Raw genomic sequence first — 25,274 nt, forward strand, 5'->3', positions numbered from 1 at the left:
CCTGCGTGTGTAGCGCTTCTCTAAGAATGTTGGGCTGCTTCATAAATCGCAGCTGTCATGATTTTTGCCCCATAAATCAAGGCATCCGTCTGAAAAGTCATCTGTGGATGATGCAAGACTGGCGTGAGCCCACATCCCAGACCAATCATCGTCGTAGCCAGCTCTGGGCGGTGAATCGCGTAAAAATGGAAGTCCTCTCCGCCTGGCGTCACACATGTATCGGCAATGTTGTCCTCACCCAATACTTGCCCAATTGCCTTTTTAGCTACTTGGATCATGTTCGCATTGGCGACCGCAGCCGGTGTGACTCCCGACCATTCCCACTCCACATCCATGCCCATCAAAGCCCCAGTCTGACTCATGGCATGCTCGGTTTTTCTCCGCAATTCTGCCATGCCTTCATTGGACTGTGCACGTACATCGAGGCTAAAGGTCGCTCGATCAGGAATGACGTTCACCGTTTCTCCCCCTGCTTGCAATTGGGTCATCTTCACGGAAAAAGAGCATCCGTCCTCCAGACGAATGTTTTGCAACGCAATAACCAAAAACGACGCGGCTTCGATGACATTTTTCCCGAGCGCCGGACGTGCTCCGTGTGCTTGCAGACCTGTAATCGTCCCTTTGATGGAGCTGGATGATCCATGCAAAATCGCCGGAGCAGCGCTACCATACGGCACTTCCATTTCCGGACGCAGATGAACGCCGATCAGCTTTGTCACGCCTTCCAGGGCGCCATCCTTCATCATCTGCAAGGCTCCGCCCATCTTCTCTTCAGCAGGCTGGAACAGAAAGCGCATCGTTTTCGGCGGTACCACTCCGCTTGCTTGAATCGCAAGGGCGCTGTAGAGAGCCAGTGTCGAGTGAGCATCGTGTCCGCATGAGTGATTCGGTCTCACTACGCCGTCCACTTCCTGCACGAGTGCATCCATATCCGCGCGCAAAGCCACGATTTCAGCACTCTCTCCAGGAATCTCTGCATAAAAGCCGTGATGCCCTTCGAAGCATGTGACGGCAATTCCGGCCGCCTCCAAGCGTTCCCGCAAATATCTCGCTGTTTTCTCCTCGTGCCAGCTCGGCTCCGCCAATTGATGCAAATCTTTGTATGTTCGCACTATTTCGTCGCGATGCTCGTCCATATATAAGAACGGATTCATCCGATCCATCATCCTCCCTGATATCTTCTCTAGTATCTCTCTTTGCTCTACCGGATGTATAGCAAGAATTGTGCCAAAACTATATTGTTATAAAAGTTAAGCATTTCTGAACAATTTTGGATTTTTAGGTTATAATATAGGTTGTTTTTTACAGATATCTAATCCAATATTTCCACCTAAATAAAAAAGCTATTCGGCAGATAAAAAGGAGTCGCATCATGATCAAACAGAACCCATGCATCTTGTTGATGACCCGACTAGAGACGATCAGCCTGTTGTTTGCAAACACGCTCACGTCTTTTTTCGGCAACCGCTTGGACATCATTCGAAACCATATGCAAGAACGACTTCACCCGAGTGTGTACGATGAAGTTGATCTCATCCTCGTTTCGGACACGAGTCTCTTGCACGATCAGCCAGTTCCTCCGTCAGACATCCCCGTGGTGCTAGCAAGGCGCACGATTGACATTAACAAATTGGATCAACTCATGGATTTGCCGCCAGGAACGCGCTGTCTATTTGTTTCCAACTCCATCGAAATGGTAGAAGGCGCGATTGAGCTATTGTTTCATCTCGGATTCTCTCATCTGACATTTGTGCCGTACGTACCCGATACCGAGACTCCGCTTCCTGAAAAAGATCAAATTGATGTTGCTGTCTGTCATGGACTCAGGGAGCTAATTCCTGCTCTTTTTGAAAACGTCATTGAGTTGGGGCACCGCCCTTTGGATTTGACGACGATCTTTGATATTTCGCGTCTGCTTGATCTGTCTCCGGATAAGGCAAACCTGTACACGGCTGACTTCATTAGCGATTTCGTCCATATCGGACGCAAGCTGACCAACTCGGTACACAATGAGCGGAAGCTGAATGAAAAGCTGAGCTCCATTTTAAATGCCGTCCATGAAGGCATCATTGGCACAGATGCCACAGGGAGTATCACTGTGCTGAACAAAGAAGCCGAGAAAATTTTGCATATGACTGAAACCACTTGCATCGGGCGAAATGTAGCCGAGGTCATTCCCGAATTTCTAATTCTGGAAGTAGTAGAATCACACATGGAAGTAACGAAGCAGGTATTGGAATTCCGCGATTTGTACCTCTTGGTGACCAAGATTCCCACGTTCTTGGATGATCAGTTTCTGGGCGCAGTCATTACTTTTCAGGACGTGACAAAGGTACAGCAGATCGAACAGGAAATACGGACGAAGAGTGCCAATCTCGGACTGATGACCAAGTATTCGTTTGACAGTATCATCGGCAAAAGCCCGTCCATTCAGGCCAACAAACGAGTGGCGACCAAGCTGGCCGAAAGCGATTTTACGATTCTCATCACAGGGGAAAACGGAACCGGGAAGGAAGTTTTTGCCCAAGCCATCCATCAACACTCGACGCGCCGTGACGGTCCGTTCGTCCCCGTCAATTTTGCAGGGCTGACCGAGAGCTTGGTAGAGAGCGAATTATTCGGGTACGAGGAAGGTTCTTTTACAGGAGCGCGAAAAGGCGGAAAGATGGGGCTATTCGAGCTGGCTCACAACGGGACCATTTTTCTGGACGAGATTGGGGACGCCCCGCTTAGCATCCAGGCGTCACTGCTTCGTGTTCTCCAGGAAAAGCAGGTCATGCGCGTAGGAGGCTATCGCGTCATTCCAGTCAATGTCCGCGTCATCGCCGCTACCAATTGCAACCTGATGGAAATGGTCAAAAAAGGGACATTTCGCGAGGATTTATACTACAGGCTGAACGTCCTGCCACTGCACATTCAGCCCCTGCGTGATCGTCCCGATGATATTTTGGTGCTGATTGATTATTTCTTGCAGAAAAAAAAGCAGCGTCTGTCCTTCTCACGGGAAGTGACGGAACAGCTACTCCGTTACGATTGGCCAGGCAATATTCGCGAGTTGGAAAATTTCATTCACTATGCAGTCGTCATCGCAGAGGGGAATCAGGTGGAGCTGGCTCATTTACCGGAGCGTTTTTTTGCGGGGCATGTCTCTACTCCGCCCCTTCTCTCTCACCGGGATGATACGCTGGAAGATACAATCCGGTATCTGTCCAGGCAAGGCTCCTTGGTAGATTACGCAGCGATCCTGCAAGTACTGTCCGATTGCTACAAGCGTCAGGAGCGTATTGGACGCAGTGCCCTGCTCATGAGAATAGAGAGTCTCTCCTTGACTGAAGCCCAAATCAGGCACAAGCTGACCGTGCTGGACCGTGCTGGATGTGTCTCGATTGGGGTCAAGAAGCAAGGGACACAGATTACTGCGTTTGGGCAGCAGGTGTTGGAGGCTTTACTGATTAAGGAAAAGGGATAATTTGAGTTGTCTTCTAACATTCGTGAAGCCCGAAGCCCTACCACATGTTTTCCAGTCGCCTGTATCCTCTCTTCGTTCGGGCGGTCTCCTTCCAAACATATGGCAGTACTTCTTTACAGCAATGTTATTATTCATTTTTTAAATCGTTTTGTAGGTCAGTGCAGAGAAGCTTACTTGCTACACTTCTTGAATCACTCTTAAAAGGTTGACCAAAGCTACGTAGGAAGAAGTGCATTTCCAGTCCAAGCGCCTCTGGAGCCCTACCCAGCGTAGAAATGAATAACGGGGAATTTCAGCTTCACTTATGAGATACTTCCTCGAAACTTCAACGTTTGAAGCGCTCCCGATATTCATTTAGGAGCGACCAGTCAATCCCCTTGCGGGGCGTAGGCCGAAGCGTAGACTGGAAATGCACTTCTTCCTTCCACTACAGCATATAAAAAAAGCGGCAAGGCTTTAGCTCCTCCGCTTTTTTCATGAATCCACCTAGGTAGTTACGATGGACGACTCTATTTTTTCTGGTTGAATGATAGGCAAAATAGGCAGCTCCATCAAATTCCGATGCTTGCCCGGCCCGTAGTAATCCTGCTCTGCATGAGCCAGACGGAAGCCATAGGCAGACAGCGCGCGAATAGAAGATGCGTTCGTTTCACTCACCGTAACCTGCACCGTGCGAAGTGTTGGAAACTGGCGCAGGGCTTGCAGTCTGGCTTCGATTAGCCGCTTGCCGATGCCTTGACCTTGAAACTCCTTGCTCACATTGCTGAACAGAAGCCAGCCAGTCGACTGATACATATCAATTCCGGCGCAGCTAAAACCGATGAGCTGGCCGTTATAGGTCGCCTTGAAAATCAGCTCAGGAAACAGCTCCATATACTTTTTCAGCTCATGCAAGTTCATTCGATCGGGTAATGTCAAATCCGCCAACGTGATCATTTCCGCAAAATCATCTCTTACGACGCGCTCAATCTGCACTTCCACCCTACCCGCCTCCTGTACATTCGCTCTTACATTTACACTGTAGCAAACGGGTATAAAGCTGGAATGGATGGCGTGTGAAAGTACTGTAAAATTCATTGCGTCCGGCTGAACAAACGTCTATAGAAGCGGAATGTATATAGATATTTTCATCTCCTCAGGAAAGCTCGAACCCCTCACGTCTGTCACTTCAAAATCCGGTCCTTCGCCTCTCTCATAATTCGATTGAGGCAACCATGTTCCGTAAATGTAGCGACGAGTGTTTTGCACAAGATCGGCATCACCCGTCACTTTGAATTCCGCGTATTTTCCGCCAGGCAAGACGAGCGAGAAAAAGCCTTCGGGTAGTTCATCAGGAACAAGATTTACAGCCTCCCCGATCACAAAAGAAAATCCACCGTCATCTTCAAATTCGCAGGCGATTCCGTACGACATATCTTCCGCCGCTTTATTCGGAATCCGCAAATAGTCTTGATTACGTCCAAATTCATAATAGAATCCCGGAATGTCTTTAAAATGCTGCTCATCCTGTAAGCTCGTCGGGAACCTGCGCCCAATGATACAAATGTCATCCAATGTTGTGATGGTTGGTTTGTTCATCGTGATCTCTCCTTTGATCGTTTGGCGAAAGGCCAAGAAGTCCATCTTGGCTAGATAAGGCAGCGAATGATTTTCTTTGCGATACCTTCCAGGTGTAATCCCGAATTGCTTCTCGAAAGCGCGAGTCAATGCTTCCTGAGACTGGTATTGATAGGCCACAGCAATTTCGAGTACATTGTCACTTGTCTGTTTTAGCGCAAGTGCAGCTTCCGACAGCCTGCGCTTGCGAATGTACTCCTGTACGCTGAAGCCTGAGATTGCCTGAAACAGCCTCTGAAAATGAAACGCAGAAAAATGTGCTTGAGAAGCGATTTCTGTGATGTTCATTTCTTCCTGAAGATGCTCTTCCACAAAATCAATCGCGTCCTGAATCCGCTTGTACGTGTCCATCTTTTACTTCCTTCACCTATTTTTTCTTTAGTATGCGGGAGATTACTGGCGCTTTTTTGATCAACTGTGCTATCTTTCAAGCTTTACGTCGTCAGTCGCTCTACCAATACGGGCGACAGTTCCTTCTCTTCCTTTTTCCCATCCAGCTGCTGTGTCCAAATCCGCTCATGCAGCATCTCAAATGCATATTTTCCCATTAACGTACTGGAGCTGGATACGGTGGTGATCTCTAGCAGTTCTCCGATGGGCTGATCATCGCAACCGACTACGGCTAAGTCTTCCGGTACGCGAATCCCCAACCTACTCGCTTCTTTGATGATCCCTGCCGCTATATGATTGCACGATACGATCATTGCTGTCGGCCGCTCTTCTGTTTGCAGCAATTTCCCCACGACATCCTTGCCGTCTTGGATCGTTAAACACTCTTCAAATGACCATTCTGGAGAGGGTGTCACGTCAATCGAATGCAGCTTTTCGTAATAGGCACGTTTGCGATGCTGACTGTTAAAGCTGTTTTTCCTGCCGATGCAATACCCGATCCGGCGATGCCCCTTCTTCATCAGATACTCCATCCCGATCCGAAACGTTTGATAGTGGTCGATATGAACACTCGAAACAGAGTTGGTATCATTTGCTTCACACGTGATGATAGGTCCGTATCCTGCGTATTCATTGAGCGTTTCGCAAGAGCTGGACCTGGAGCACATGATTAGCCCGTCGATTTTTTTATTTTTGAGCAAGTGTAAAACGCTGCGTTCTTGCTCGGGGTTGTTATTCGTTTGGCACACCATCAGCTTGTAATGATGCTGGACTGCTTCTGCTGCAATGCCTTCGATAATGGAGCTGTAGTATTGGTTGTTGACGAGAGGCAATGTCACACCGATGACCATCGTTTTTCCCGTAGAGAGGTGGACCGCATTACTGTTTTGAACATAGTTTTTTTCTTCAATAATCTTGAGAATCTCCGCGCGCTTTTTCTCGTTCACGTACGGATGGTTATTTAGCACACGGGAAACGGTTGAAACGGATACACCTGCCAATTTCGCGATTTCTCTTATGTTAGCCACTCAGATTACTCCTCTAAGTCGGATCAGTGATTATTACATACATCAAAGCACATTCCGCTTGCTCTGAAAAGCGTTCCACATATTATGCTCTCCTTATGTAGAATGAAAGGAGTCGTGTTTTGTGATTCGCTTAAAATTTGAATATCTCTTGTTTATCGTAGGCTTATTGATTTTGGCGCTTGGGATCAACATGATGACGACTATTACATCTTTTGGTCTTAGCCCGTATGATTCTCTTTTTATTGCCTTGTATCAAAACTTTGGGATATCGATTGGCTTTTGGATGTTTGCCATTAACCTGACCTTTGTCGTCATCGTCCTTTTCATGGATCGCAGTTATATTACTGTCGGTGCCATTTTGGTCATGGTGCTGATCTCCATCTTTGTCGATTTGATCGGGTCCATCGATGCGCTCATGGCTGCTATCCGTTCATTGCCACCGCTTCTGACCATGGCACTCGGAAACATTTGCATCGGCAGCGGTATCGGGTTGTATGTGTGTACCCAAGTGTGCACAGCTCCCCAAGAGGCATTTGTACTGGTTATGTCGAAAAGATTAAAGTGGACATTCAGACGGACAGAAATTTTGCTGGCGTGCATGTTTCTTAGCGCAAGTTTCCTGTTAGATGGCCCGATTTATTACGGAACAGTCGTGCTGTCTTTTACGACTGGCTACATTATTCAAGCAGCTATTAACGTCGGGAATAAGATGCTTCGTCTCGTCAATCAAACGAAGGGGGCGGAGGCATAAGAGGAGGAAAGCCTTGAGAAATTTTCGACCAAAAGTTGTGTGTTCCCTTGCAGTGAGCCTGTTTCTATTGCTTGTCGGTTGCTCCTCTTCCACTGGTCTTGTAAAAGCTAGCGGAGAGGTTTTTGCCCAGAGCGAAATTCACAGACTGACACAAGATCCTGAAAACGTGAGGCATTACCGGCCGATGAGTATTCAGGAAATGACACCGCTATTGCCTTCGTCTCTCCAAAGCAGAATCAAGCCAGTGGATAAAACGAAGCTACCTTTTCCTGTCGAAAAAGAGATGGCCTATCTCGTCTCATTCTCCTCAGGCTTGGAAAAAGTAACACGACACCAGCTACAACTGACATACGCGCAGGGTAACGAAGTCCCTATTACGGAAAACTTCTTCATCGTACGTATGACAGAGACAGATGAAAACCCCTTGGCACATGTGAAGCCGTCTGCTTCTGGACTTGATTCGTTTGGGAACATCATGCGCGTTGAGCCACTGACTGACGATATCACTATCTATCATCATATCATCACGACAAACAGCTCTTATGTGTATAACTTTTACAAGTATGATGATAAAAATCAGGCAGTAAATCTGATCGTCACAAACGCCCATGAGATGGAGTTCTATGATCAAGGAATCTTGTATCATCTCGCGTACCACACCGGAAGCAATCAACTGGACCCTACCCTTCATGATCAGATGGTAGCGCTGGCGAAGGATTTAATTTCTGTCCGTTCCTAAATGAAAAAGAAGGATTCCCCTGTAGCTCATAAGGCTGCGAGGCGGAATCCTTTTTTTCTATCTCTTGACCTTCACGTGGCGTGAAGCTTTACGATATTTTCCAGAACGATCAAGTAATTGGAGGGTGAACGATGCCAAACCACGAACAAATTTATAAAAATCAAGCAAAACAGTACGATTTGATGATTTCCAGACAACCAAGTCTGCTCGCTATCATCGAAGAAATCACCCCCATCAAGGGACAGGACGTCATCGATCTGGGAGCTGGCTCAGGAAGACTTACGTCTGTGCTCGCCCCTCATGCCAAGTCCATTCTTGCTCTTGATGCTTCCGCTGCCATGCTAGAAGTGAATGCTCAACAGCTGACGCAAGCCGGTCTTTCCAATTGGACAACTAACGTAGCGGATCATCGTGAACTTCCCGCAGACGATAACAGTACGGATGTCATCGTAGCGGGGTGGACGGTTTGTTACCTCACTAGTTCTGAAGTTCCCAACAACGAGCTCCATCTTGAAAAGATCATTCAGGAGATGAAACGCGTGCTTCGTCCTGGTGGCACGATCGTCATCATGGAGACGATGGGGACCGGATATGAAACACCGCACCCACCCGAATTTCTTATCAAGTACTATTCCTTGTTAGAAAACAAATACGGCTTCTCACACAAATGGATTCGCTTGGACTATCAGTTTAAAGACCTAGAGGAAGCAGAACAGCTTTCACGGTTTTTCTTTGGAGAGGAGCTTGCGGACAGAGTCGCTCGGGAAAAGCTAATGACATTGCCGGAATGTGCCGGGGTATGGTGGCTGACTGTATGAATACAAAAAAGACGACCCCTGATCATTCAGAAGTCGTCCGTTTGTTATTTCCGAGTGTCTCTTATTTTTTCACAGAAGGCATGACACCCTCTGGAATCGGACACACATACGTTTGACCGCCCAGACGCTGTTTCAGCTCGGTTTTTGCCTGTTCGATCAGCTCCGGATGATTTAGCATGTCAATCGCTGTAGAAGCCATGACTTTCCCCGCATGCAGCATCCCTTTATGTGCCATGGATGTTGCCCCGAGAGACACCCATTGCCAGGAGTGCAGCGTGGAGCCGTTCATATAGCAAGCCGTTGTGCATTGCGCGGTCGGCGTAATCCAGCTCACATCCCCTACATCCGTGGAGCCGTTCAGCGGGATTTTTGATCCGTCGAATGGGTTGAGCCATGTCACCATGTCTGGGGCAGGCATGTCCGGTGACTGTTTTTCCGAAGTAGCGAGTTCCTGCTTGGATAGAGTCGCACGCATTTCTTTTGCCAATTGCAGCTCCATTTCATCATGCATAGGGACGCCCAGATCCTGGAAGTTTTTGTACATGACCTCTTCGAGTAGCTTGTTTTGTACGAGGTTTGAGCACGCTTTGTCGAATACGATCTCTACCTCCGTTTCGGTCATAAGCGCAGCGCCTTGCGCAATTTTGCATACGCGCTCGTAAATCTCCTGTACTTGATCAACCTTTGGCGCACGTACGAGGTACAATACCTCTGCTTTTGGTTGAACCACATTTGGCGACAAGCCGCCGGAGTTCGTGATGGCATAGTGCACACGTGCTTCCGGGATGATGTGCTCACGCAAGTAGTTCACGCCGACGTTCATCAATTCCACTGCATCCAGTGCGCTTCGACCGAGATGTGGACTTGCTGCCGCATGGGCACTCTTCCCTTTGAACTTGAAGTAGATTTGATAGTTCGCGAGCGAATCGATGGACATGATGCTGTTGTAGCCCATTGGGTGCCAGCAAAGTGCGAAGTCCACGTCATCAAACAATCCTGCTCGCGCCATGAACGCTTTCCCGGACCCACCTTCTTCTCCTGGGCAGCCGTAGTAACGAACAGTCCCCGTCATGTTGTTCTCTTCCATGTACTCTTTCACTGCAACGGCTGCCGCAAGAGAAGCGGTACCGAGCAAGTTGTGTCCGCAGCCATGGCCATTTGCACCCGCTACGAGAGGCTCTTCTGTAGCTTGGCCTTTTTTCTGGCTCATGCCCGACAGCGCGTCGAACTCTCCCAGAATCGCCACGACAGGATTGCCGCTGCCAAAGCTTCCGATAAAGGCCGTTTTGATTCCGCCTACTCCGCGCTCAACCTGAAAGCCTTCTCCTTCGAGTGTTTGAGCCAGCAGTTCAGCAGATTGGTACTCTTCAAAACGTGTCTCCGCGAAATCCCAAATCTGGTCGCTCACCTTGATAAAGGCATCTCGTTTTTTCTCAATCATTTCTGCAATTCGCTTGGTATGCATTCGCAAACATCCTCTCTGCCCTCGTTGTCCACGTGCTTTTCCGCTCAGTTAGGAACGTGTTTTACGTCAGCAATCGTCTTGCAATTCGGTTCAAAAGCGCTACGCTGCGTGGCAAAATCTCTTCTTGTATATCGAATTTCGGATGATGATGAGGCGCCGGGATATCCGTACCGATTGCCATGTACGTTCCTTTTCCGCCACGATCCTGAACGCGTTTTATCATAAAGCTGGCATCTTCACTGCCCATTGAGTTGTAATCGCCGTGCTTAAAGGAATGGAAGCCTTCTACCTGCTTGGCTTCTTCCAGTGCCAGCTCTGCCATCTCCACATCGTAGTTGATCGGGATGGCTCCCCCGACAACTTCTATTTTGTAGTCAAGCTCATGCATAGCGGCACTGTGTGCGATGATGTTGCGTACGCGGTTTTCTACTTCTGCATTTACTTCTTCGGTAATGGAGCGAGTCTCCACAACCATCTTGGCATAGGCCGGAATGATATTCGCTGCTGTCCCGCCTTCTAGCACACCCACATTGATTCTCGTATCACCAGTGCTGAAGCGCGGAATCGCATGAATGTTCAACAAGGCAGTAGCCGCTCCGAGCAATGCATTTTTCCCTTGCTCTGGCGACGCACCAGCATGAGAAGAAACACCGTAGAAATGCGCCATCATTTTCGTGGTAGCCAAAAATCCATAGGAACCGCCATGTACCTCACCGAGCGGCACATTGACACCCAAATGGTTGCAGAAAATATAGTCAACATCGTCCAAATGGCCTTTTTCCACGATCGCGTATGCACCGCGAACACCTTCTTCGGCTGGTTGGAAGATCAGTTTGAGCGTACCGGAAAAATCTCCTGCTGCAAGCGCTTCTGCCAATCCCAAGCCAATCGTGGTATGACCGTCGTGAGCGCAGGCATGCATGTTGCCTTCATAATGGGAGCGGAAGCCATTCGCTTGTGGAAAATGGTCTTGCTCCGTACTTTCCAATACAGGCAGTGCGTCCATATCAAAACGGAAAGCAACCGTTGGTCCAGGTGCCTTCCCTTTCTTCACACCGATCACTGCTGTATAGCCACCGCGCATTTTTTCAACGATTGCCGGGTTTGCACCGTCACGCAAAGCTCTTTCATACGCTGCCTCGAGAACCGCCTCGGAAGGCAAGCCACGACGGGAATCTCCATCGATTGCTTCTTGTCCGTATATGACCTCATAGCCGAGGGACGTCAAAATCTCTACTACCTTGGAAGCGGTACGGAACTCCGTAAAACCTACCTCTGGGTGTCTATGAAAATCTCTTCGCAACGAAACCAGATCCAACATCGTTCAATTCCTCCTGTTAACTCTGGAGCATGTCTTTTTCCATGCCCAGGTCCGATAGGCAAGCTCTAGAAATATGAGAAGACTGGCAAATGTAAACCCTTACAATATACGAATATTAAAAGACAATTTCGCTTAATTGAATTATATAGCTGCCTCTCTGTTTTTTCAATAGAAGTTGTTAGACTTCTTGAAAAATAGCGAACTTTGTCCAGCTGTTGTGGTGGGGAGGAAACAGGAGAAAACGCTCAGATTCTAGGGCCACCCCCTGGGGGATTGACTGCACGACTCCATGCAAAAAGCGAAACCGCGTCCAAAGTGGTCCACTCAGGATGTGTCTCAGAGGTGGACGCTTAAAGGCGTGTTTCGCTTTTTGCATTGCGTCTCGGTCGGTGTCCCTAAGATCTTCGCTGTTTTCTCCTGTTTCCTCTACGAGCTTTCCTTGTTATCCGATTTTTAAAGCTTTTTAATTAATGAAGAACGCAATCAGTTACGCCAGAGAAGAATATTTCCAGGCGTAGCGACTTGTGGAGTCCTACCGAGCGGAGAAGGGATTTGCGGGCAAAAGAAACTTAGGCGTGCTCCTACGTCGAAGCGGCTACCACTTTTGCGTTTCCCCGCAAATCCCTTCGGAGCGGGCAGTCTAACCCCCAGCAGGACGGAGCCTGGAGCCTAGACTGGAAATATTCTTCTCACCACCGCAGCCCCATGATATAAAAAAACACCCGAACATCACGTCGGGTGCCTTCATTTTTTAAGTTGATAAAGCTTCTTTGGTCGTCCACGGACAGCTTGCTGCTCTTCCCCGCTGAACTCAGCCAAATCCACTTCGCACAAGCTGCCCATGATGCGCTGGGCATTCCGTACCGTCATCGACAAATGCGAAGCGATATCCGTCGTCGAAAACGTCTTCCAGCCCATCCGCTGAACCAGCGCACGCAGCTTGTGATACGATTTGACACTTACATTGGCCCGGTTCAGCTTTTCCAGCAGCTCGCGATCACTGGAGCGGAACGAATAGGCGAGCTCCTCTGTTTCTCCCACCGATTCCATCATGACGCCATTATCCTGTACGACGACAATGCCCGCCCCCGGTCGTTCTTTTGCGTGCTGGATTGCTTTTCGCGCATTGTTTTCCGCAGAAAAAGCTGTATCTCCAAAGCCCACACCTACTGCAACCGGTACCTCTGCCTCCAAAGAGAGCTGTTCCACTGTATGTCGTAGCATTTCAATCTCTCGTTGAATCGCACCACGCGAGCTAAAAATCTGGTAGCGTCCGTTGCCATTTGCCAGCAGAGAGCCGTCCAGCCGATCACAGAGCGCAAGCAGAATTTGTCTGATCTTCAGCTCCAGATGCTGCAAGTAAAAGCGCGTGCTAGTCCGCTCGGGAATCTTATCAAACTGCTCCAGCTCAATGATCTCTACCCCGATTTGTGTGTCCTTGAAATAGGCGCTTTTCACCTTTTCGATGACGATTTTCATCGCCTGACGAATCTCCATTTTCGTCATCAGGACACGATAGACGGGAATGCCTTCTTCGCGCAAGGCATGCTCGACCACAGAAAACGTGGTAAATGCACCTTGGGTCTTCCCTTCTCGCCACAGCGATACATGAAACTGCGTGATGGCATCGAGGTCAAACTGCTCGTCGTACATAGTGACGTAAATCCCCTCGTCGGGTATGTCCAGCTCCGACATCGACTCGCGCAAATGTGTCCCTTCCGAATCAATCATGTCGATGGAAACGCGGTTCACGGCTGCGTTTTGATCAATCGACATCTGAATGAAGCAGCGATACAGATTCGAACCGTTCGGTGGACAATACACGATATTGGCATCCGGGCTGAGTACGTTTTTCGCGATCGTGAACGGAATCGGTCCAGAGAAAAACCATCCGTTTAATTCTGGATGATGCTCCAGAACGATTTTGCTCACGTCACGAACGTCCTCATAACGAAAAGGAACAAATTCGATCTCATGCTCAAACTCATTGGCAACCGCCAGTATCCGCTCCACCGAAGGCCGTGGTCCTACAACACCGATTCTATACATAAGGGCGTTATCTCCTACCTAGTCATGATCGACACCTTTTCCTCATTCATATCATGTGCCGTTCTCTTTGTCTACTGGATGCCAAGCATGCTGTACTACGCTTGCTCCATGATTTGCATAACCATTTGTTCGAGTGAAGCAGTGGGCTTGCCGATGATTCTCTCCAAATCCGTCGTCGTGCTGCTCGCATCAATTTGCATCAAGAAGCGATACAGCCAACTTTCTGCAACAGGGTCCTCCCGATGCCTGATAGATTTGCCTGTCTGTGCCGTCAACACTTCAGCCAGCTTTGCGAAATTCCAAGCTCGGGAAGCTGTAAGCTCGTAAGTCTGATTTTCGTGCCCCTCTGTGCTGATGACAGTGACAGCAGCCAATGAAAGATCCTCGCGTGTCACTGTGTGAAAGCTCCACTTGCCAGGGTATGTAATAAGCTCTCCTGTTTCGATTGCCTGCTGAATACCAAATGCCGCAATCACATCACTGTAAAGTCCATTCCGCAGAAACGTATACGGTATCCCTGTCGTGCGAATGGCGTGTTCCGTTGCCAAATGGAGATGCGTGAGCGAGATATTTGCCTTTTCCAAAAAGGCAAAGCTGGTATACACCATGTGAGTGATATTAGCTTTTTTCGCCGCTTCTATGACATGACTATGCTGTCGTACACGAACGGTATCATCAGTGTGCGGGCTGGAAATAAACAAAAGCTTCGTGCCGTCCGCAAAAGAACGTTCCAGAGACAGAGGGTCATCATAATCCGCCTGTCTTACCTCGATTCCCAACTCTCTTAGCCGTGTGGCTTTGTCCAGTTGGCGTACACAGGCAATGAGGCGTTCTCTTTCCACCCTTTTCAAAAGCTGTTCGATAATCAAGCTCCCTAGCTTGCCCGTTGCTCCTGTGATGAGAATGGACATGCTTTTGCCCCCTTTTTCCCTACAGCTCAAAGTTCATCTCACACTTTGCCTTATTTTCTCTAATAAAAAAATCAGTTGATGCAGCTCCTGCTCCTCCAGTCCTTTTAGCCCCTCTGCAATTACCTGGCGATTCCCAGGAAGGTGCACGAAAAGAAGTTGTTTCCCTGCTTCCGTCAGTGAGATTACGGATTTTCTGCCGTCTTTGGGATGGGGAGCCCGGTGTATCAGACCGTCTGTTTCCAGTGGTGCAAGCAAAAGACTAATGTTGGCCTTCGTCACTCCAATGCACGCTGCCAAGCGTGAAGGCAGGATACTGTCACCATGCTTCGCGATCTCTACCAATAGTCGGATTCTTGCACCGTTCATGCCTTTTGCATGCCAATATTTTTCTGAGAGCCCCACCAAATCTGCGGTGGCGTCTACCAAGGAAAAGAATGCTTTTGTCCGTAAAGGGGGCTGGTTTACATACGTTTCGAGATCATCTGCCATGCTCTTCCCCCCTTATTTAGTTAAGCGCTTAACAACTCGAAATGTAATCCATCTGTATTTTTTTGTCAATGGGCACAGCGTCTGAAATAGAAATAAAAAGAACTGATGGTTATATACACCTTATCCATCAGTTCTTTCTCTATGAAAAAATTATTCCATTATGAAGTTGAGTTCAAAGATCTATGTTTTGAATACTAGCGATTCAAGTTTTTAATGTACTTACCATTAGCCACTTGTCCCTCGTAAATCCATCCTGGTGGAACAGGTGAATATTTGCTTACTAATAATCTGGTTCCATAAGGAGCTCCATTTACATTCATGATCGTTTTGCTATCATAATTTTCACGCGTTACAACCCATCCAGTTGGAATGGGAGAGAACTTGGTCACATTGAACTCCGTACGATAAGATGCTCCTGTTGTATATTTTATCACCCTACCAGCCAATTCATCTCTTAAAACTACCCACCCTTGTGGAACGGGAGAATATTTGCTAACTCTTAATTCCGTACCATAGGGAGCACCTGCTGTATTTTTAATTAGCTTTGAACCTAAGTCTTCACGAATGACGACCCACCCCGGTGGAACAGGAGAAGATTTTTTAATCCATTCCTCATCTGAACTCCATTTGGCAGCAGCTAATGATTGCTCTTCCTGCCCACTAACCATAGACGGTGTGTTTGTGGCTTGAATCGGAGACGTTAGCACTGCAGAAAATACGGCTACACTTAATGCTGAAAAAACCATTTTCTTGAACATAGTGATTCCCACCTCTCCTATCATTAATATCTACCAAAATATACCATATCTTTAAAAACGAGTAAAACTTTGAGAAAAATCAATTAATTTTATACCACTATTCCTATCTTTCAATGACCTAAGTAAATATTTTTTATCGAGAAACTAAAAAAATTCCTTTGCTATCGAAAACGCAAGCAAATATTCTGAATATACGTTTCTATCATTTTTAAGGGGGGTATTTATGAAAAAGGGACTGGCAATTGCAACCTGTCTTACCTTGCTTTTCGGGGTACTAGCGGGGTGCTCGAACTCTTCCGCACCTGCTCAACCCACTGGCTCCACTACACCTACAGAAGCGACAAAAACAGAGCCGATGGTGTTAAAATGGAGCATCAACAGCGAGCCGCCTTCGATGGACCCTGGGATCGCCGTCGACGCGGATTCGTTTGACATGATTTACGCTGCCTTTGAAGGTTTGACCAGCTATGACCTGAATGGTCAACTCGTCAATGCTACGGCTGAGAGCTTCACCAACTCGCCGGATTACATGAACTACACCTTCAAAATTCGCAAGGACGCCAAATGGAGTAACGGAGACCCTGTCACCGCCCATGATTTCGTCTATGCGATCAAGCGCAACCTCGATCCGAAAACAGCGTCCGAGTACGCCTATCAGCTTTACTACATTAAAGGAGGAGAGGAGTACAATACGGGGAAAGGCAAAGCAGAGGATGTAGGCGTCAAGGCTGTAGACGACTACACCGTCGAATTCAACCTGAAGTCACCGACTCCATTTTTCCGTGAGCTAACCTTCTTCCCGACCCTCTTCCCGTTGCATCAAAAAACGCTGGAAGGAAACCCAAAATGGGCGGATGAAGCGAAAACAATCGTGGGAAATGGTCCATTCATCATGGACAAGTGGGAGCACAAAAGCAGAATCGTCTTTACGAAAAACCCGAACTACTGGGATAAAGACAACGTCAAGCTCGAGCGGATTGAAATCGCTATGATCGAGGACAACAATACAGCTTTCTCGATGTTTGAAAATGGCGATATCGACTGGGGCGGCTATCCTGCCTCAACACTTCCGACTGACGCAATCCCTACACTCAAAGATGCGGGCAAGCTGATGGTCGCGGATAATCCGGGCACACAATCCGTTGTTTTTAATACAAACAAACCACCATTCAACAACAAAAAAATTCGCCAAGCCTTCGCTTATGCCATCAACCGTCAGGAAATCATCGATAATATTTTGCAGACGGGTGTTCCAGCCGCCTACGGTTGGGTACCGACTTCCATGGGATTAAAACCAGACGGCTACTTTAAAGAAGACCAGGCAAAAGCCAAAATATTGCTGGAAGAAGGTATGAAGGAGCTCGGACTCTCGACCTTCCCGACTATTACCTATACCTTTGACTCGAATGATACCAACAAAAAACTGGCCGAAGCCCTGCAAGATCAGTGGAAAAAAGCACTCGGCGTCGACGTGAAGCTGTACACGGCAGAGCTGAAGGTGTACCGCGACATGAGATCGCAAGCGAACTTTGACATGATCCGCTTCCAATGGGGTGCAGACTTCAACGACCCGATCAACTTCCTGGAGATGTTCCGCGACAAAACGGGCGGAAACAACCACCCAGATTGGGAAAATGCCAAGTTCAAAGAGCTGATCGACAAAAGCTACAACGAGCCTGATCTCGACAAGCGCAAGCAAATTTTGATGGACGCAGAAACGATTTTGATGGACGAAATGCCGCTCGCTCCGATCAACTTCCGGGGAAGCCCGTATGTGAAGAACGACAAAGTGAAAGATTTCATCATCTTCCCGCTCGGTGGGGCGTACTTCAAGTACACATCCGTCAATAAATAAGAACGACGCAACATGAACAACAGGCTGTACCAGTCCTTCGCAGACGGTACAGCCTGTTGCTCTGTTTCGGTACACATTTTCTTACAAAAACTTTTTCATTTCATCAAATGCCAGATGACGAGCCCCAGCCTGACAATGCTGCTCGCCGCCCGTTTCCCTGGTAAAGACTTTCGTTGTAATCGACGCTGCATTGCACAGTTCCTGCTGAATTTGCGGCAGACGGCTGATGGGAACGTACTGATCCTCCTCCCCTGCCAGGAGCAATACATCCTGGTTGATCAATGCACCAATCCCTTCCATCGTATGCTTCTCAAAGTTTTTCAAGAGGCCAAATGGCGTTGTCTCCCCTGTGTTTTCCATGCCTTTTGTGATTTTCCACTTCACGTCAATACTTGCCTCCATCATTTTTTCAAACATCGCATTGACCTGCTCGGCTTCATCCGTAGCCAACAGGGCAGTCAGCTTCTTCCACAGTTCATCCGGCATCCGTATTTTCAGCGCATCGAGGCCGCAATAGAAAATATTGAAGGCAATCACTTTATCGATCCGTTTTTCAAAAGCGGCCGCTCTCATTGCCAAATATCCGCCCCATGAGCCTCCCAGCACGCTGACTCTCTTTAACTGAAAGTAGTCAATGACTGCCGCAATCGGCTTCTCCCAGCTATGAATGAATTTCAGCCCATTTTTTAGTGCGGTTCCTTGTCCAGGACCATCAAAGACAATAATATGGTAACCAATCCCTCTCAAAAATCTCATCATCTTCACGAGTTCTTCCATGTAGGAATCATAGCCCCCGAATACTAGCAAGGTTTTGGTGGCACCAGGCGTGAACAATCTGATCGCTGGAAAATAAGAATTTTCATAAGGAATTTGAAAGGATTCATAGTCAAAATCATGGAATCCCTTATAAAACGTCTCGCGGTATTTCTGGTACATTATCTCTTTGTTCGGATCTGATGGCAGCAAATAAAATTCCGCTGCTTGATAATAGGCGGAAGCCAGATCGTAATCCTGCTTATCTTCCCGCATGACAGCATGTTCTCTCCAAGCCTCATACCAGCTTTCTGTATCTGTCAATCTTGGAACGATCGTTTTCAAATCGCTGCTGGCCCGTTCATCTTCCTCATAGTAGTCATGGATAAAACGATTGATTTGCAAATTGAACTGTTCGTTGTCCACGTACATTTTAAACATGGTATCCCTCCTCTGATCGGTTACAAGCCCATCGTATCGGGATTACCTTGAACGAACCATAAGCAAAAACACTTCATTCGTACGAAATCGGACGATATGCACACTGATGGTTCGAAAAGCAACTTTTGAAAGGAGATTGACTGGATGAATGAAGATGTTCGCGTCTATAAGACCAAAAAAAGCATTGCCAGCGCGCTCGTCAGTCTGCTGAAGGAAAAAGATTTCAGTCAAATTACGATCAAGGATATTTGTACCCGCTCACTCACCAGCAAGTCCACTTTTTACAGCCACTATACGGATAAGTACGACCTGCTGGAAAAAATGGTCAAGTATCAGGCCGACTTTTTTCAAAAAGAAATGGCGCGTCGCTTCGTGTCCATCCAACATGGCAACGTGGCAAAAGTTATTGAAATGATCATCGATCTGACCGCGGCGAATAAAACGGAAATTGCCACGCTGCTAAACGTGCATGTTCCCTCCGCTGATTTGAGCAAAGAGGTTGAGCTCATCTTATACAACGCCTGCTATTCTTACTTGGACAAGGCACTGTCTTCACCAACTGTCTCGGTTGACTATCTGGCCAAGCTCTACGTTGCAAATGCCATGGTGCTTTTAAACTGGACGCTGCAAAATGAAAAAGACATGGGCGCGATTCAATTGTCCAGCACCATGCAACAGTACATTTTTGAATGGGTACAAAACGGTCATCCGAGTATCGGAACACATTCATGAGACATTTTGCATACAGAAAAACCCGGATGCAATCTGCCACAGAGGCAATACAACCGGGTTCCTTTTTTATACAGTCACAGACGATTGGTACTCTGTGCCGTTGTATACTTTTGTATCCAGCTCTTTTGTCACTCTGCTCGTCAAGAGTCCGGACGTCATGCTTCCGCTTACGTTTAGCGCTGTGCGGCCCATGTCAATCAACGGCTCAACGGAGATGAGCAGACCGACAATGGCAATCGGCAAATTCATCGTGGACAAGACGAGCAGTGCTGCAAAGGTCGCTCCGCCCCCTACACCTGCAACCCCGAAGGAGCTGAGTGCCACTACTGCGATCAGCGTCAGGATGAACGATGGTGTCAGCGGATCAATCCCCGCGACTGGAGCCACCATGATGGCCAGCATGGCTGGATAAGTACCAGCGCAGCCGTTTTGTCCGATGGAGAGTCCAAAGGAGCCTGCGAAGTTGGCAATTCCCTCAGGAACCCCCATGCTTTGTTGCGTTTTTACATTCAGCGGCAACGCGCCCGCACTCGTACGCGAAGTGAAGGCGAACGTCAGGACAGGGAATGCTTTTTTCACATAGGTGATTGGATTCAATCCTGCAAACGTCAACAGCAACAGATGAATGATAAACATGATAATCATCGCCACATACGAAGCGACAACGAACTTGCCCAGCTGCCAGATGGCATTGTAATCGCTGGTAGCTGCGACTCTGATCATGATTGCCAGTACGCCATATGGCGTCAGGCGCAAGATCAACGTCACGACACGCATCGTGATCGTATGGAATGCGTCCACAATTTTCGCAAACAATTCAGCTTGCTCCGGATTTTTGCGTTTTATCCCTAAATACGCAACACCGATAATCGCAGAGAAAATCACGACGGCAATCGTAGAAGTCGCACGATCTCCAGTCAGATCGAGGAAAGGATTCGCAGGAAGCAGTTCCAAAATTTTGGCTGGCGTGCTCAAGTTCTCGATATCACCCAAGCGCTGCTCTACCTGTTCGATCCGAGCGGATTCCGCATCCCCCTGCTGGAATTGTGCCCCGTCGAGATTAAATGCCAAGGTAGTCGAAATCCCGATCGCTGCCGCGACAGCAGTCGTCCCTACCAAAAGTCCGATAATCAGCGTACTGATTTTCCCAATGTTATTGGTTAATTTCATTTTGGTGAAAGCCGATAAAATAGAGATGAATACCAGTGGCATTACGATCATTTGAAGCAGCTTCACATAGCCTTTCCCTACAATGTTGTACCATTCGATGGTGGATTTGAGTACGTCCGATTTGGCTCCGTATACGTATTGCAAAATGAGTCCAAATAAAATTCCGAGTCCGAGACCGACAAATACCCGCTTGGAAAAAGAAATATGCTTCTTTTGCATGGCGTACAATCCAGCAATGAATAAGAGCAACAAAACAATGTTTACGATGATCAGTAACGTCGACATATATTCCCCTCCCTTTCGTTCTATGTACCTCTCATTATTGTATTCGGTATAGATATAGTTATATTACCAACAATCCCTACTGGTCAAGTATGAATTGTTTTTGTATTATTCCAAACTGTCTTACAGAGGTACATAATATTCAGCTGTAGTCGTGGGGAGGAAACAGGAGAAAACGCTCAGCTTCTAGGGCCACCCCCTGGGGGATTGACTGCACGACTCCATGCAAAAAGCGAAACCGCGTCCAAAGTAGTCCATTCAGGATGTGTATCAGAGGTGGACGCTTAAGGCGTGTTTCGCTTTTTGCATTGCGTCTCGGTCGGTGTCCCTAAGATCTTCGCTTTTTTCTCCTGTTTCCTCTACGAGCTTTCAGCGCAATCCGATTTTTTAACGCCTTAAAAAGATTGAAAAATGCATTCAGCAACGCTAGAGAAGAATATTTCCAGACGTAGCGAATTGTGAAGTCCTACCGAGCGGAGAAGGGATTAGCGGGAAATAGAAACGCAACCGTGCCCACGCGACGTAGCGGCTACCACTTTTGCGTTTCCCCGCTAAGCCCTTCGCAGCGGGCAGTCTATTCCCACAGTGGGACGGAGCACTGAAGCCTAGACTGGAAATATTCTTCTCCCCACCGCAGCCACATATAAAGTGACCAATGAAAAAACCAGGAACCGCCCATTTGGACGATTCCTGGTTAGTTTGTAATACGATATCGTTTCGCTTATTTCAGTTGCTTCACCACCAAACACCACAGCCAGGTGAGGACGACCGCACCAATGGCTCCGGCAATGACGTTGAAGCCGGCCCACATCCACAGCCAATCACCCAGTACCAAATCGCCCAGCCAGCTACCCAAAAGAGCAGCAATGAGCGAAGCCCACCAGCCTGATCCTGCCGCTTTTCCTGTACAGATCAAGCTCATTGCCCACCAAACGACCACACCGACGACAGCCCATACGAACCAGAACATTCGTACACACTCCCTCTCTCATGATGATGACGCTTACATAAGGGCCAAAATAATGACTAATTATCTGTTACCATCATATTGAACAAAAAAGAAAGTGTGCATAGGCGTTTAATTGGTATACAGTTCCGCTCGGCGGTTGGCTACGCTTGGCAATTTGCCCCGTACTCGTTCAATCCGACTTACATCCAGTTCTGTGATCAATAACGTTTCTTCTTCCCCTGCACTTGCAATCACGACACCCATCGGATCGACGAACATGCTGCGTCCGGCAAAAATATTTCCGACCTGATCAGCCGCACATACAAACATCGTGTTTTCAATAGCACGCGCACGAACCAGTGTCTCCCAGTGATCCTCTTTCATCGCTCCGGCTACCCAGCCAGCTGGCACAAACAAAATATCGGCACCTTGGAGCGCAAACTGTCTCGCGATTTCCGGGAAGCGCACCTCGTAGCAAACCATTAGCCCGATTTTGCCGAATTCTGTTTCCACCACTTGATATGGATTATCTCCAGGCGCGATGAAGTCCGATTCTGTGTAGGAAAAGGCATCATACAAATGCGTTTTACGGTACGCATGCAGCAGTTGTCCTTCACGGCCTAGAAAAACAGTCGTATTGTAGGCGCGGTTTTCATCACCCTCGATGGATTCAAACACACCGCAAACCACATAAACCCCATTCTCCCGAGCAAGCTCTGCCAAGCCGGAAACAAATGGACCATCCAGTTTTTCCGCTACCTCTGCTGGCGTTACTCCCGACTTTGGCGTGGCAGGTGCGCTGTACATTTCAGGCAAGATGACAAAATCTGCCCCTGCTGCCTTTGCTTTTGCGATGTAATCGGCTGCTTTTTGCAAATTTTGCGTCTTATCCATCGTCGCTGTAAGTTGTGCAATGGCTACTTTCATGAATATCCCCGTCCTTCCCATTCATACAAAGCTCTCGGTTTCTTACTTGCTAGTATAACTGATTTTGACCGAGTTCCAAGTAATTATGCTTTACCAGCTGGACGTCTTGTATATAATGGACTTGTCATCTTGCATATAAATTTTCACCCTATCGAAAGTAGGTGAGTCCATGTCCATCCGTATTAAGCTGCTGCTCTCTTACACAGGGATGCTAGTAATCAGCTTGCTGACGTTTTTCGTAGCCGCCAGTCTATTTACGATTGCAGCGACAGGCGATTTCAACAGCTTTCGCGACTTTTATAAAGTGCATTATCAGCTCAATCCGCTGACTGAACAAGAAGAGAATATTTTCCTTGAATTGAAATATCTCGCGAAGAATGAACCGGATCAATTGCAAAACCAGGAGCTACTTGCCGATTACGATTTCAAGCTCAAAACGGTACGAGCCGGCCTGTATGTACGCAGAGAGAGCAATCAAGTCTTTACCTCCCCAACCATCAATCAGCCCGAGCTGGAAAACAGCTTGCCGCCCTATGACTTGAACAACAACCAGATTCGCAACACGTTCAACATTGGCGAAAGATTTTATGCGTATGCCAAGTTTGACTTCAAGTTTTCGGATGGCGCAAAAGGCAGTGTCTTTGTGATCCGCGAGCGCAGTCCATTTGGTGAGGTTATCCGCAAACTGCTGCCGATGCTCGTGTTCCTCCTCCTCGGCGTCATTGTCATCGCAAACGTCTTGTTGTACCGCTGGATTACCCGCAGTGTCGTCAAGCCGCTCGATTTACTGCGCAATTCAGCTGAGAACATCAAGGAAGGCAATCTGGACTTTGAGCTCCATCTACAAACGAAGGACGAGATTGGACAACTGAACGAAGCGTTCGAAAACATGCGCAAACGATTGCAGGAATCAGTGCGGCTTCGCCTTGAGGATGAAGAAAGTCGCAAAGAGTTGATCTCCAACATCTCGCATGATTTGCGTACACCGATTACCAATATCAAAGGCTATATCGAGGGAATCCGCGATGGCGTAGCTGATACCCCGGAGAAAATGGACAAGTACGTGAACATCATTTACTCCAAAGCAGTAGACCTCGACTTGCTCGTCGATGAGCTGTTTCTCTACTCCAAGCTCGATCTGAAGCAAGTGCCCTTTACGTTTGAACATGTAGATATCGTGCAGTTTTTGGATGACTGCATCGATGAGCTGCACTACGATCTGGAAAAGAAGGGCATCACGATTCAGTGGAATCAACGCACAGCAGAAGGCACCCTGGTCATCGCCGATCTGGAAAAAATCAAGCGTACGGTCTTAAACATCATTGGCAACTCGCAAAAATACATGGATAAACCTGAGAAAATCATCTGCGTCTCGGTTCAAGCGGACGCTCATTGGGCCACCATTGAAATAACAGACAACGGCATCGGTATCCCGCAAGAAGCCATTCCTCACCTGTTCGAACGCTTTTATCGGGTGGAGCAATCTCGTAATTCTTCCACGGGCGGTAGCGGTCTCGGACTGTCCATCGCGCGCCAGATCGTCGAGGGTCACGGCGGCAGAATCTGGGTGGAGAGCAAGCAAGGCGCAGGCACGAGTCTGTTCTTTACGTTAAAACGTACCCACAAACAATAGGAGGTGCACATTCCCATGTCTTCACGCATCCTCATCATTGAAGATGAGACGACTATCGCTCAGCTGGAGCGGGATTATTTTGAACTGAACGGCTTTCAGGTCGATTTATGCCACTCTGGCAGCGAAGGCTTGCCGCTTGCGATCAATGGCGACTACAGTTTGATCATCGTTGATTTGCAGCTTCCGGGTATGGACGGCTTCGAATTGTGCAGCCAGATCAGACAAGTCAAGGAAGTGCCGATCCTGATCGTCTCCGCCAAAAAAGAAGAGATCGATAAAATCCGCGCCTTTAATCTCGGTGCCGATGACTATATTACAAAGCCGTTTAGCCCAAGCGAATTAGTAGCCAGAGCCAAAGCCCATCTGACAAGATACGAGCGTTTGACAGCCCGACAACCTCAACCAACGAACGCAGAGATTCATATTCGTGGTCTCGTCATCGACAAAGTATCCCGAAGAGTCTACGTACGCAATCAGGAAGTCATTTTCACGACAAGAGAATTCAATCTACTTGAATTTTTAGCAACGCACCCGAATCGAGTTTTTAACAAAAACGAGCTGTTCGAACGAATCTGGGGCATGGATTCCAGCGGAGATATCGCGACCGTTACGGTGCACATTCGCAAGCTGCGTGAAAAGATCGAAGTCGATCCGTCCAATCCGCAGTATATCGAGACAGTCTGGGGTGCCGGTTACCGATTTACTGTCTAAGCGTGAATACCAGGAC

The 25,274-nt window shown here is 47.9% G+C and carries 22 protein-coding genes; 8 read left to right on the plus strand and 14 right to left on the minus strand.

What is annotated here, in order from left to right; translation table 11 throughout:
• Positions 1-20 precede the first annotated feature (20 nt).
• Complete coding sequence (locus tag ACFVS2_RS19220) at positions 21-1,154, minus strand: M20 peptidase aminoacylase family protein (protein WP_390236648.1); 1,134 nt, start codon at positions 1,152-1,154, stop codon at positions 21-23.
• A gap of 218 nt (positions 1,155-1,372) precedes the next feature.
• Between ACFVS2_RS19220 and ACFVS2_RS19225 the strand changes: the two genes are divergently transcribed.
• The gene (locus tag ACFVS2_RS19225; RefSeq protein WP_390236650.1) at positions 1,373-3,469 is read left to right on the plus strand and encodes a sigma-54 interaction domain-containing protein; all 2,097 of its coding nucleotides are present in this window, start codon (positions 1,373-1,375) and stop codon (positions 3,467-3,469) included.
• Positions 3,470-3,955: 486 nt separating this feature from the next.
• Here ACFVS2_RS19225 and ACFVS2_RS19230 read toward each other — a convergent pair whose 3' ends face one another.
• The 3 genes from ACFVS2_RS19230 to ACFVS2_RS19240 all read right to left on the minus strand — a co-directional run bounded on the left by ACFVS2_RS19230 (position 3,956) and on the right by ACFVS2_RS19240 (position 6,504).
• On the minus strand, positions 3,956-4,450 hold the full coding sequence (locus ACFVS2_RS19230) for a GNAT family N-acetyltransferase (RefSeq protein ID WP_390236652.1): 495 nt from the start codon (positions 4,448-4,450) through the stop codon (positions 3,956-3,958).
• 117 nt (positions 4,451-4,567) lie between these two features.
• Positions 4,568-5,437, minus strand: coding sequence for an AraC family transcriptional regulator (locus ACFVS2_RS19235; RefSeq protein WP_390236654.1), 870 nt, complete (start codon positions 5,435-5,437; stop codon positions 4,568-4,570).
• An 83-nt stretch (positions 5,438-5,520) separates the two neighbouring features.
• Complete coding sequence (locus tag ACFVS2_RS19240) at positions 5,521-6,504, minus strand: LacI family DNA-binding transcriptional regulator (protein ID WP_390236656.1); 984 nt, start codon at positions 6,502-6,504, stop codon at positions 5,521-5,523.
• 121 nt (positions 6,505-6,625) lie between these two features.
• On the opposite strand from ACFVS2_RS19240, the gene ACFVS2_RS19245 reads away from it, so the two are divergent.
• The 3 genes from ACFVS2_RS19245 (at position 6,626) to ACFVS2_RS19255 (ending at position 8,812) form a co-directional block, all read left to right on the plus strand.
• The gene (locus ACFVS2_RS19245; protein WP_390236657.1) at positions 6,626-7,255 is read left to right on the plus strand and encodes a YczE/YyaS/YitT family protein; all 630 of its coding nucleotides are present in this window, start codon (positions 6,626-6,628) and stop codon (positions 7,253-7,255) included.
• Between the two features lie 13 nt (positions 7,256-7,268).
• Positions 7,269-7,994, plus strand: coding sequence for a hypothetical protein (locus tag ACFVS2_RS19250; protein ID WP_390236659.1), 726 nt, complete (start codon positions 7,269-7,271; stop codon positions 7,992-7,994).
• Positions 7,995-8,125: 131 nt separating this feature from the next.
• Complete coding sequence (locus ACFVS2_RS19255; RefSeq protein ID WP_390236661.1) at positions 8,126-8,812, plus strand: class I SAM-dependent methyltransferase; 687 nt, start codon at positions 8,126-8,128, stop codon at positions 8,810-8,812.
• Between the two features lie 61 nt (positions 8,813-8,873).
• On the opposite strand, the gene ACFVS2_RS19260 is transcribed toward ACFVS2_RS19255, so the two are convergent.
• The 6 genes from ACFVS2_RS19260 to ACFVS2_RS19285 all read right to left on the minus strand — a co-directional run bounded on the left by ACFVS2_RS19260 (position 8,874) and on the right by ACFVS2_RS19285 (position 15,805).
• Positions 8,874-10,277 carry a M20 family metallopeptidase gene (locus ACFVS2_RS19260; RefSeq protein ID WP_390236663.1) on the minus strand — a complete coding sequence of 468 codons (1,404 nt, stop codon included), beginning with the start codon at positions 10,275-10,277 and terminating at the stop codon, positions 8,874-8,876.
• 61 nt (positions 10,278-10,338) lie between these two features.
• On the minus strand, positions 10,339-11,598 hold the full coding sequence (locus ACFVS2_RS19265) for an amidohydrolase (protein ID WP_048031245.1): 1,260 nt from the start codon (positions 11,596-11,598) through the stop codon (positions 10,339-10,341).
• 744 nt (positions 11,599-12,342) lie between these two features.
• Positions 12,343-13,647: a hypothetical protein gene (locus ACFVS2_RS19270; RefSeq protein WP_390236665.1), complete on the minus strand. Its 1,305-nt coding sequence runs from the start codon at positions 13,645-13,647 to the stop codon at positions 12,343-12,345.
• A gap of 95 nt (positions 13,648-13,742) precedes the next feature.
• Complete coding sequence (locus tag ACFVS2_RS19275) at positions 13,743-14,558, minus strand: SDR family oxidoreductase (protein WP_390236667.1); 816 nt, start codon at positions 14,556-14,558, stop codon at positions 13,743-13,745.
• Positions 14,559-14,591: 33 nt separating this feature from the next.
• On the minus strand, positions 14,592-15,047 hold the full coding sequence (locus tag ACFVS2_RS19280) for a MarR family winged helix-turn-helix transcriptional regulator (protein WP_390236668.1): 456 nt from the start codon (positions 15,045-15,047) through the stop codon (positions 14,592-14,594).
• Positions 15,048-15,241: 194 nt separating this feature from the next.
• Positions 15,242-15,805, minus strand: coding sequence for a hypothetical protein (locus tag ACFVS2_RS19285; protein ID WP_173618196.1), 564 nt, complete (start codon positions 15,803-15,805; stop codon positions 15,242-15,244).
• 223 nt (positions 15,806-16,028) lie between these two features.
• On the opposite strand from ACFVS2_RS19285, the gene ACFVS2_RS19290 reads away from it, so the two are divergent.
• Entirely contained in the window at positions 16,029-17,660 is a 1,632-nt protein-coding gene (locus ACFVS2_RS19290) for a peptide ABC transporter substrate-binding protein (protein ID WP_390236670.1), read from the plus strand.
• An 81-nt stretch (positions 17,661-17,741) separates the two neighbouring features.
• On the opposite strand, the gene ACFVS2_RS19295 is transcribed toward ACFVS2_RS19290, so the two are convergent.
• Positions 17,742-18,854, minus strand: a complete 1,113-nt coding sequence (locus ACFVS2_RS19295; RefSeq protein WP_390236672.1) for an alpha/beta fold hydrolase — start codon at positions 18,852-18,854, stop codon at positions 17,742-17,744.
• Positions 18,855-18,998: 144 nt separating this feature from the next.
• Here ACFVS2_RS19295 and ACFVS2_RS19300 point away from each other — a divergent pair, with 144 nt between their 5' ends.
• Entirely contained in the window at positions 18,999-19,586 is a 588-nt protein-coding gene (locus ACFVS2_RS19300; RefSeq protein WP_390236674.1) for a TetR/AcrR family transcriptional regulator, read from the plus strand.
• A 66-nt stretch (positions 19,587-19,652) separates the two neighbouring features.
• Here the strand turns inward: ACFVS2_RS19300 and ACFVS2_RS19305 are convergent, their stop codons facing one another.
• The 3 genes from ACFVS2_RS19305 to ACFVS2_RS19315 form a co-directional block, all read right to left on the minus strand.
• Positions 19,653-21,041, minus strand: coding sequence for an L-cystine transporter (locus ACFVS2_RS19305; protein WP_390236676.1), 1,389 nt, complete (start codon positions 21,039-21,041; stop codon positions 19,653-19,655).
• Between the two features lie 718 nt (positions 21,042-21,759).
• Complete coding sequence (locus ACFVS2_RS19310) at positions 21,760-22,008, minus strand: hypothetical protein (RefSeq protein WP_007722655.1); 249 nt, start codon at positions 22,006-22,008, stop codon at positions 21,760-21,762.
• Positions 22,009-22,116: 108 nt separating this feature from the next.
• Positions 22,117-22,914 (minus strand): carbon-nitrogen hydrolase family protein, encoded by a 798-nt coding sequence (locus tag ACFVS2_RS19315; RefSeq protein ID WP_390236678.1) that lies wholly within the window; start codon positions 22,912-22,914, stop codon positions 22,117-22,119.
• A 169-nt stretch (positions 22,915-23,083) separates the two neighbouring features.
• On the opposite strand from ACFVS2_RS19315, the gene ACFVS2_RS19320 reads away from it, so the two are divergent.
• Positions 23,084-24,547: a sensor histidine kinase gene (locus tag ACFVS2_RS19320; protein ID WP_390236680.1), complete on the plus strand. Its 1,464-nt coding sequence runs from the start codon at positions 23,084-23,086 to the stop codon at positions 24,545-24,547.
• A 15-nt stretch (positions 24,548-24,562) separates the two neighbouring features.
• Entirely contained in the window at positions 24,563-25,258 is a 696-nt protein-coding gene (locus ACFVS2_RS19325; protein ID WP_048031238.1) for a response regulator transcription factor, read from the plus strand.
• The last annotated feature ends 16 nt before the right edge of the window (positions 25,259-25,274 follow it).

Source organism: Brevibacillus sp. NPDC058079, assembly GCF_042885155.1.
Taxonomy (GTDB): domain Bacteria; phylum Bacillota; class Bacilli; order Brevibacillales; family Brevibacillaceae; genus Brevibacillus.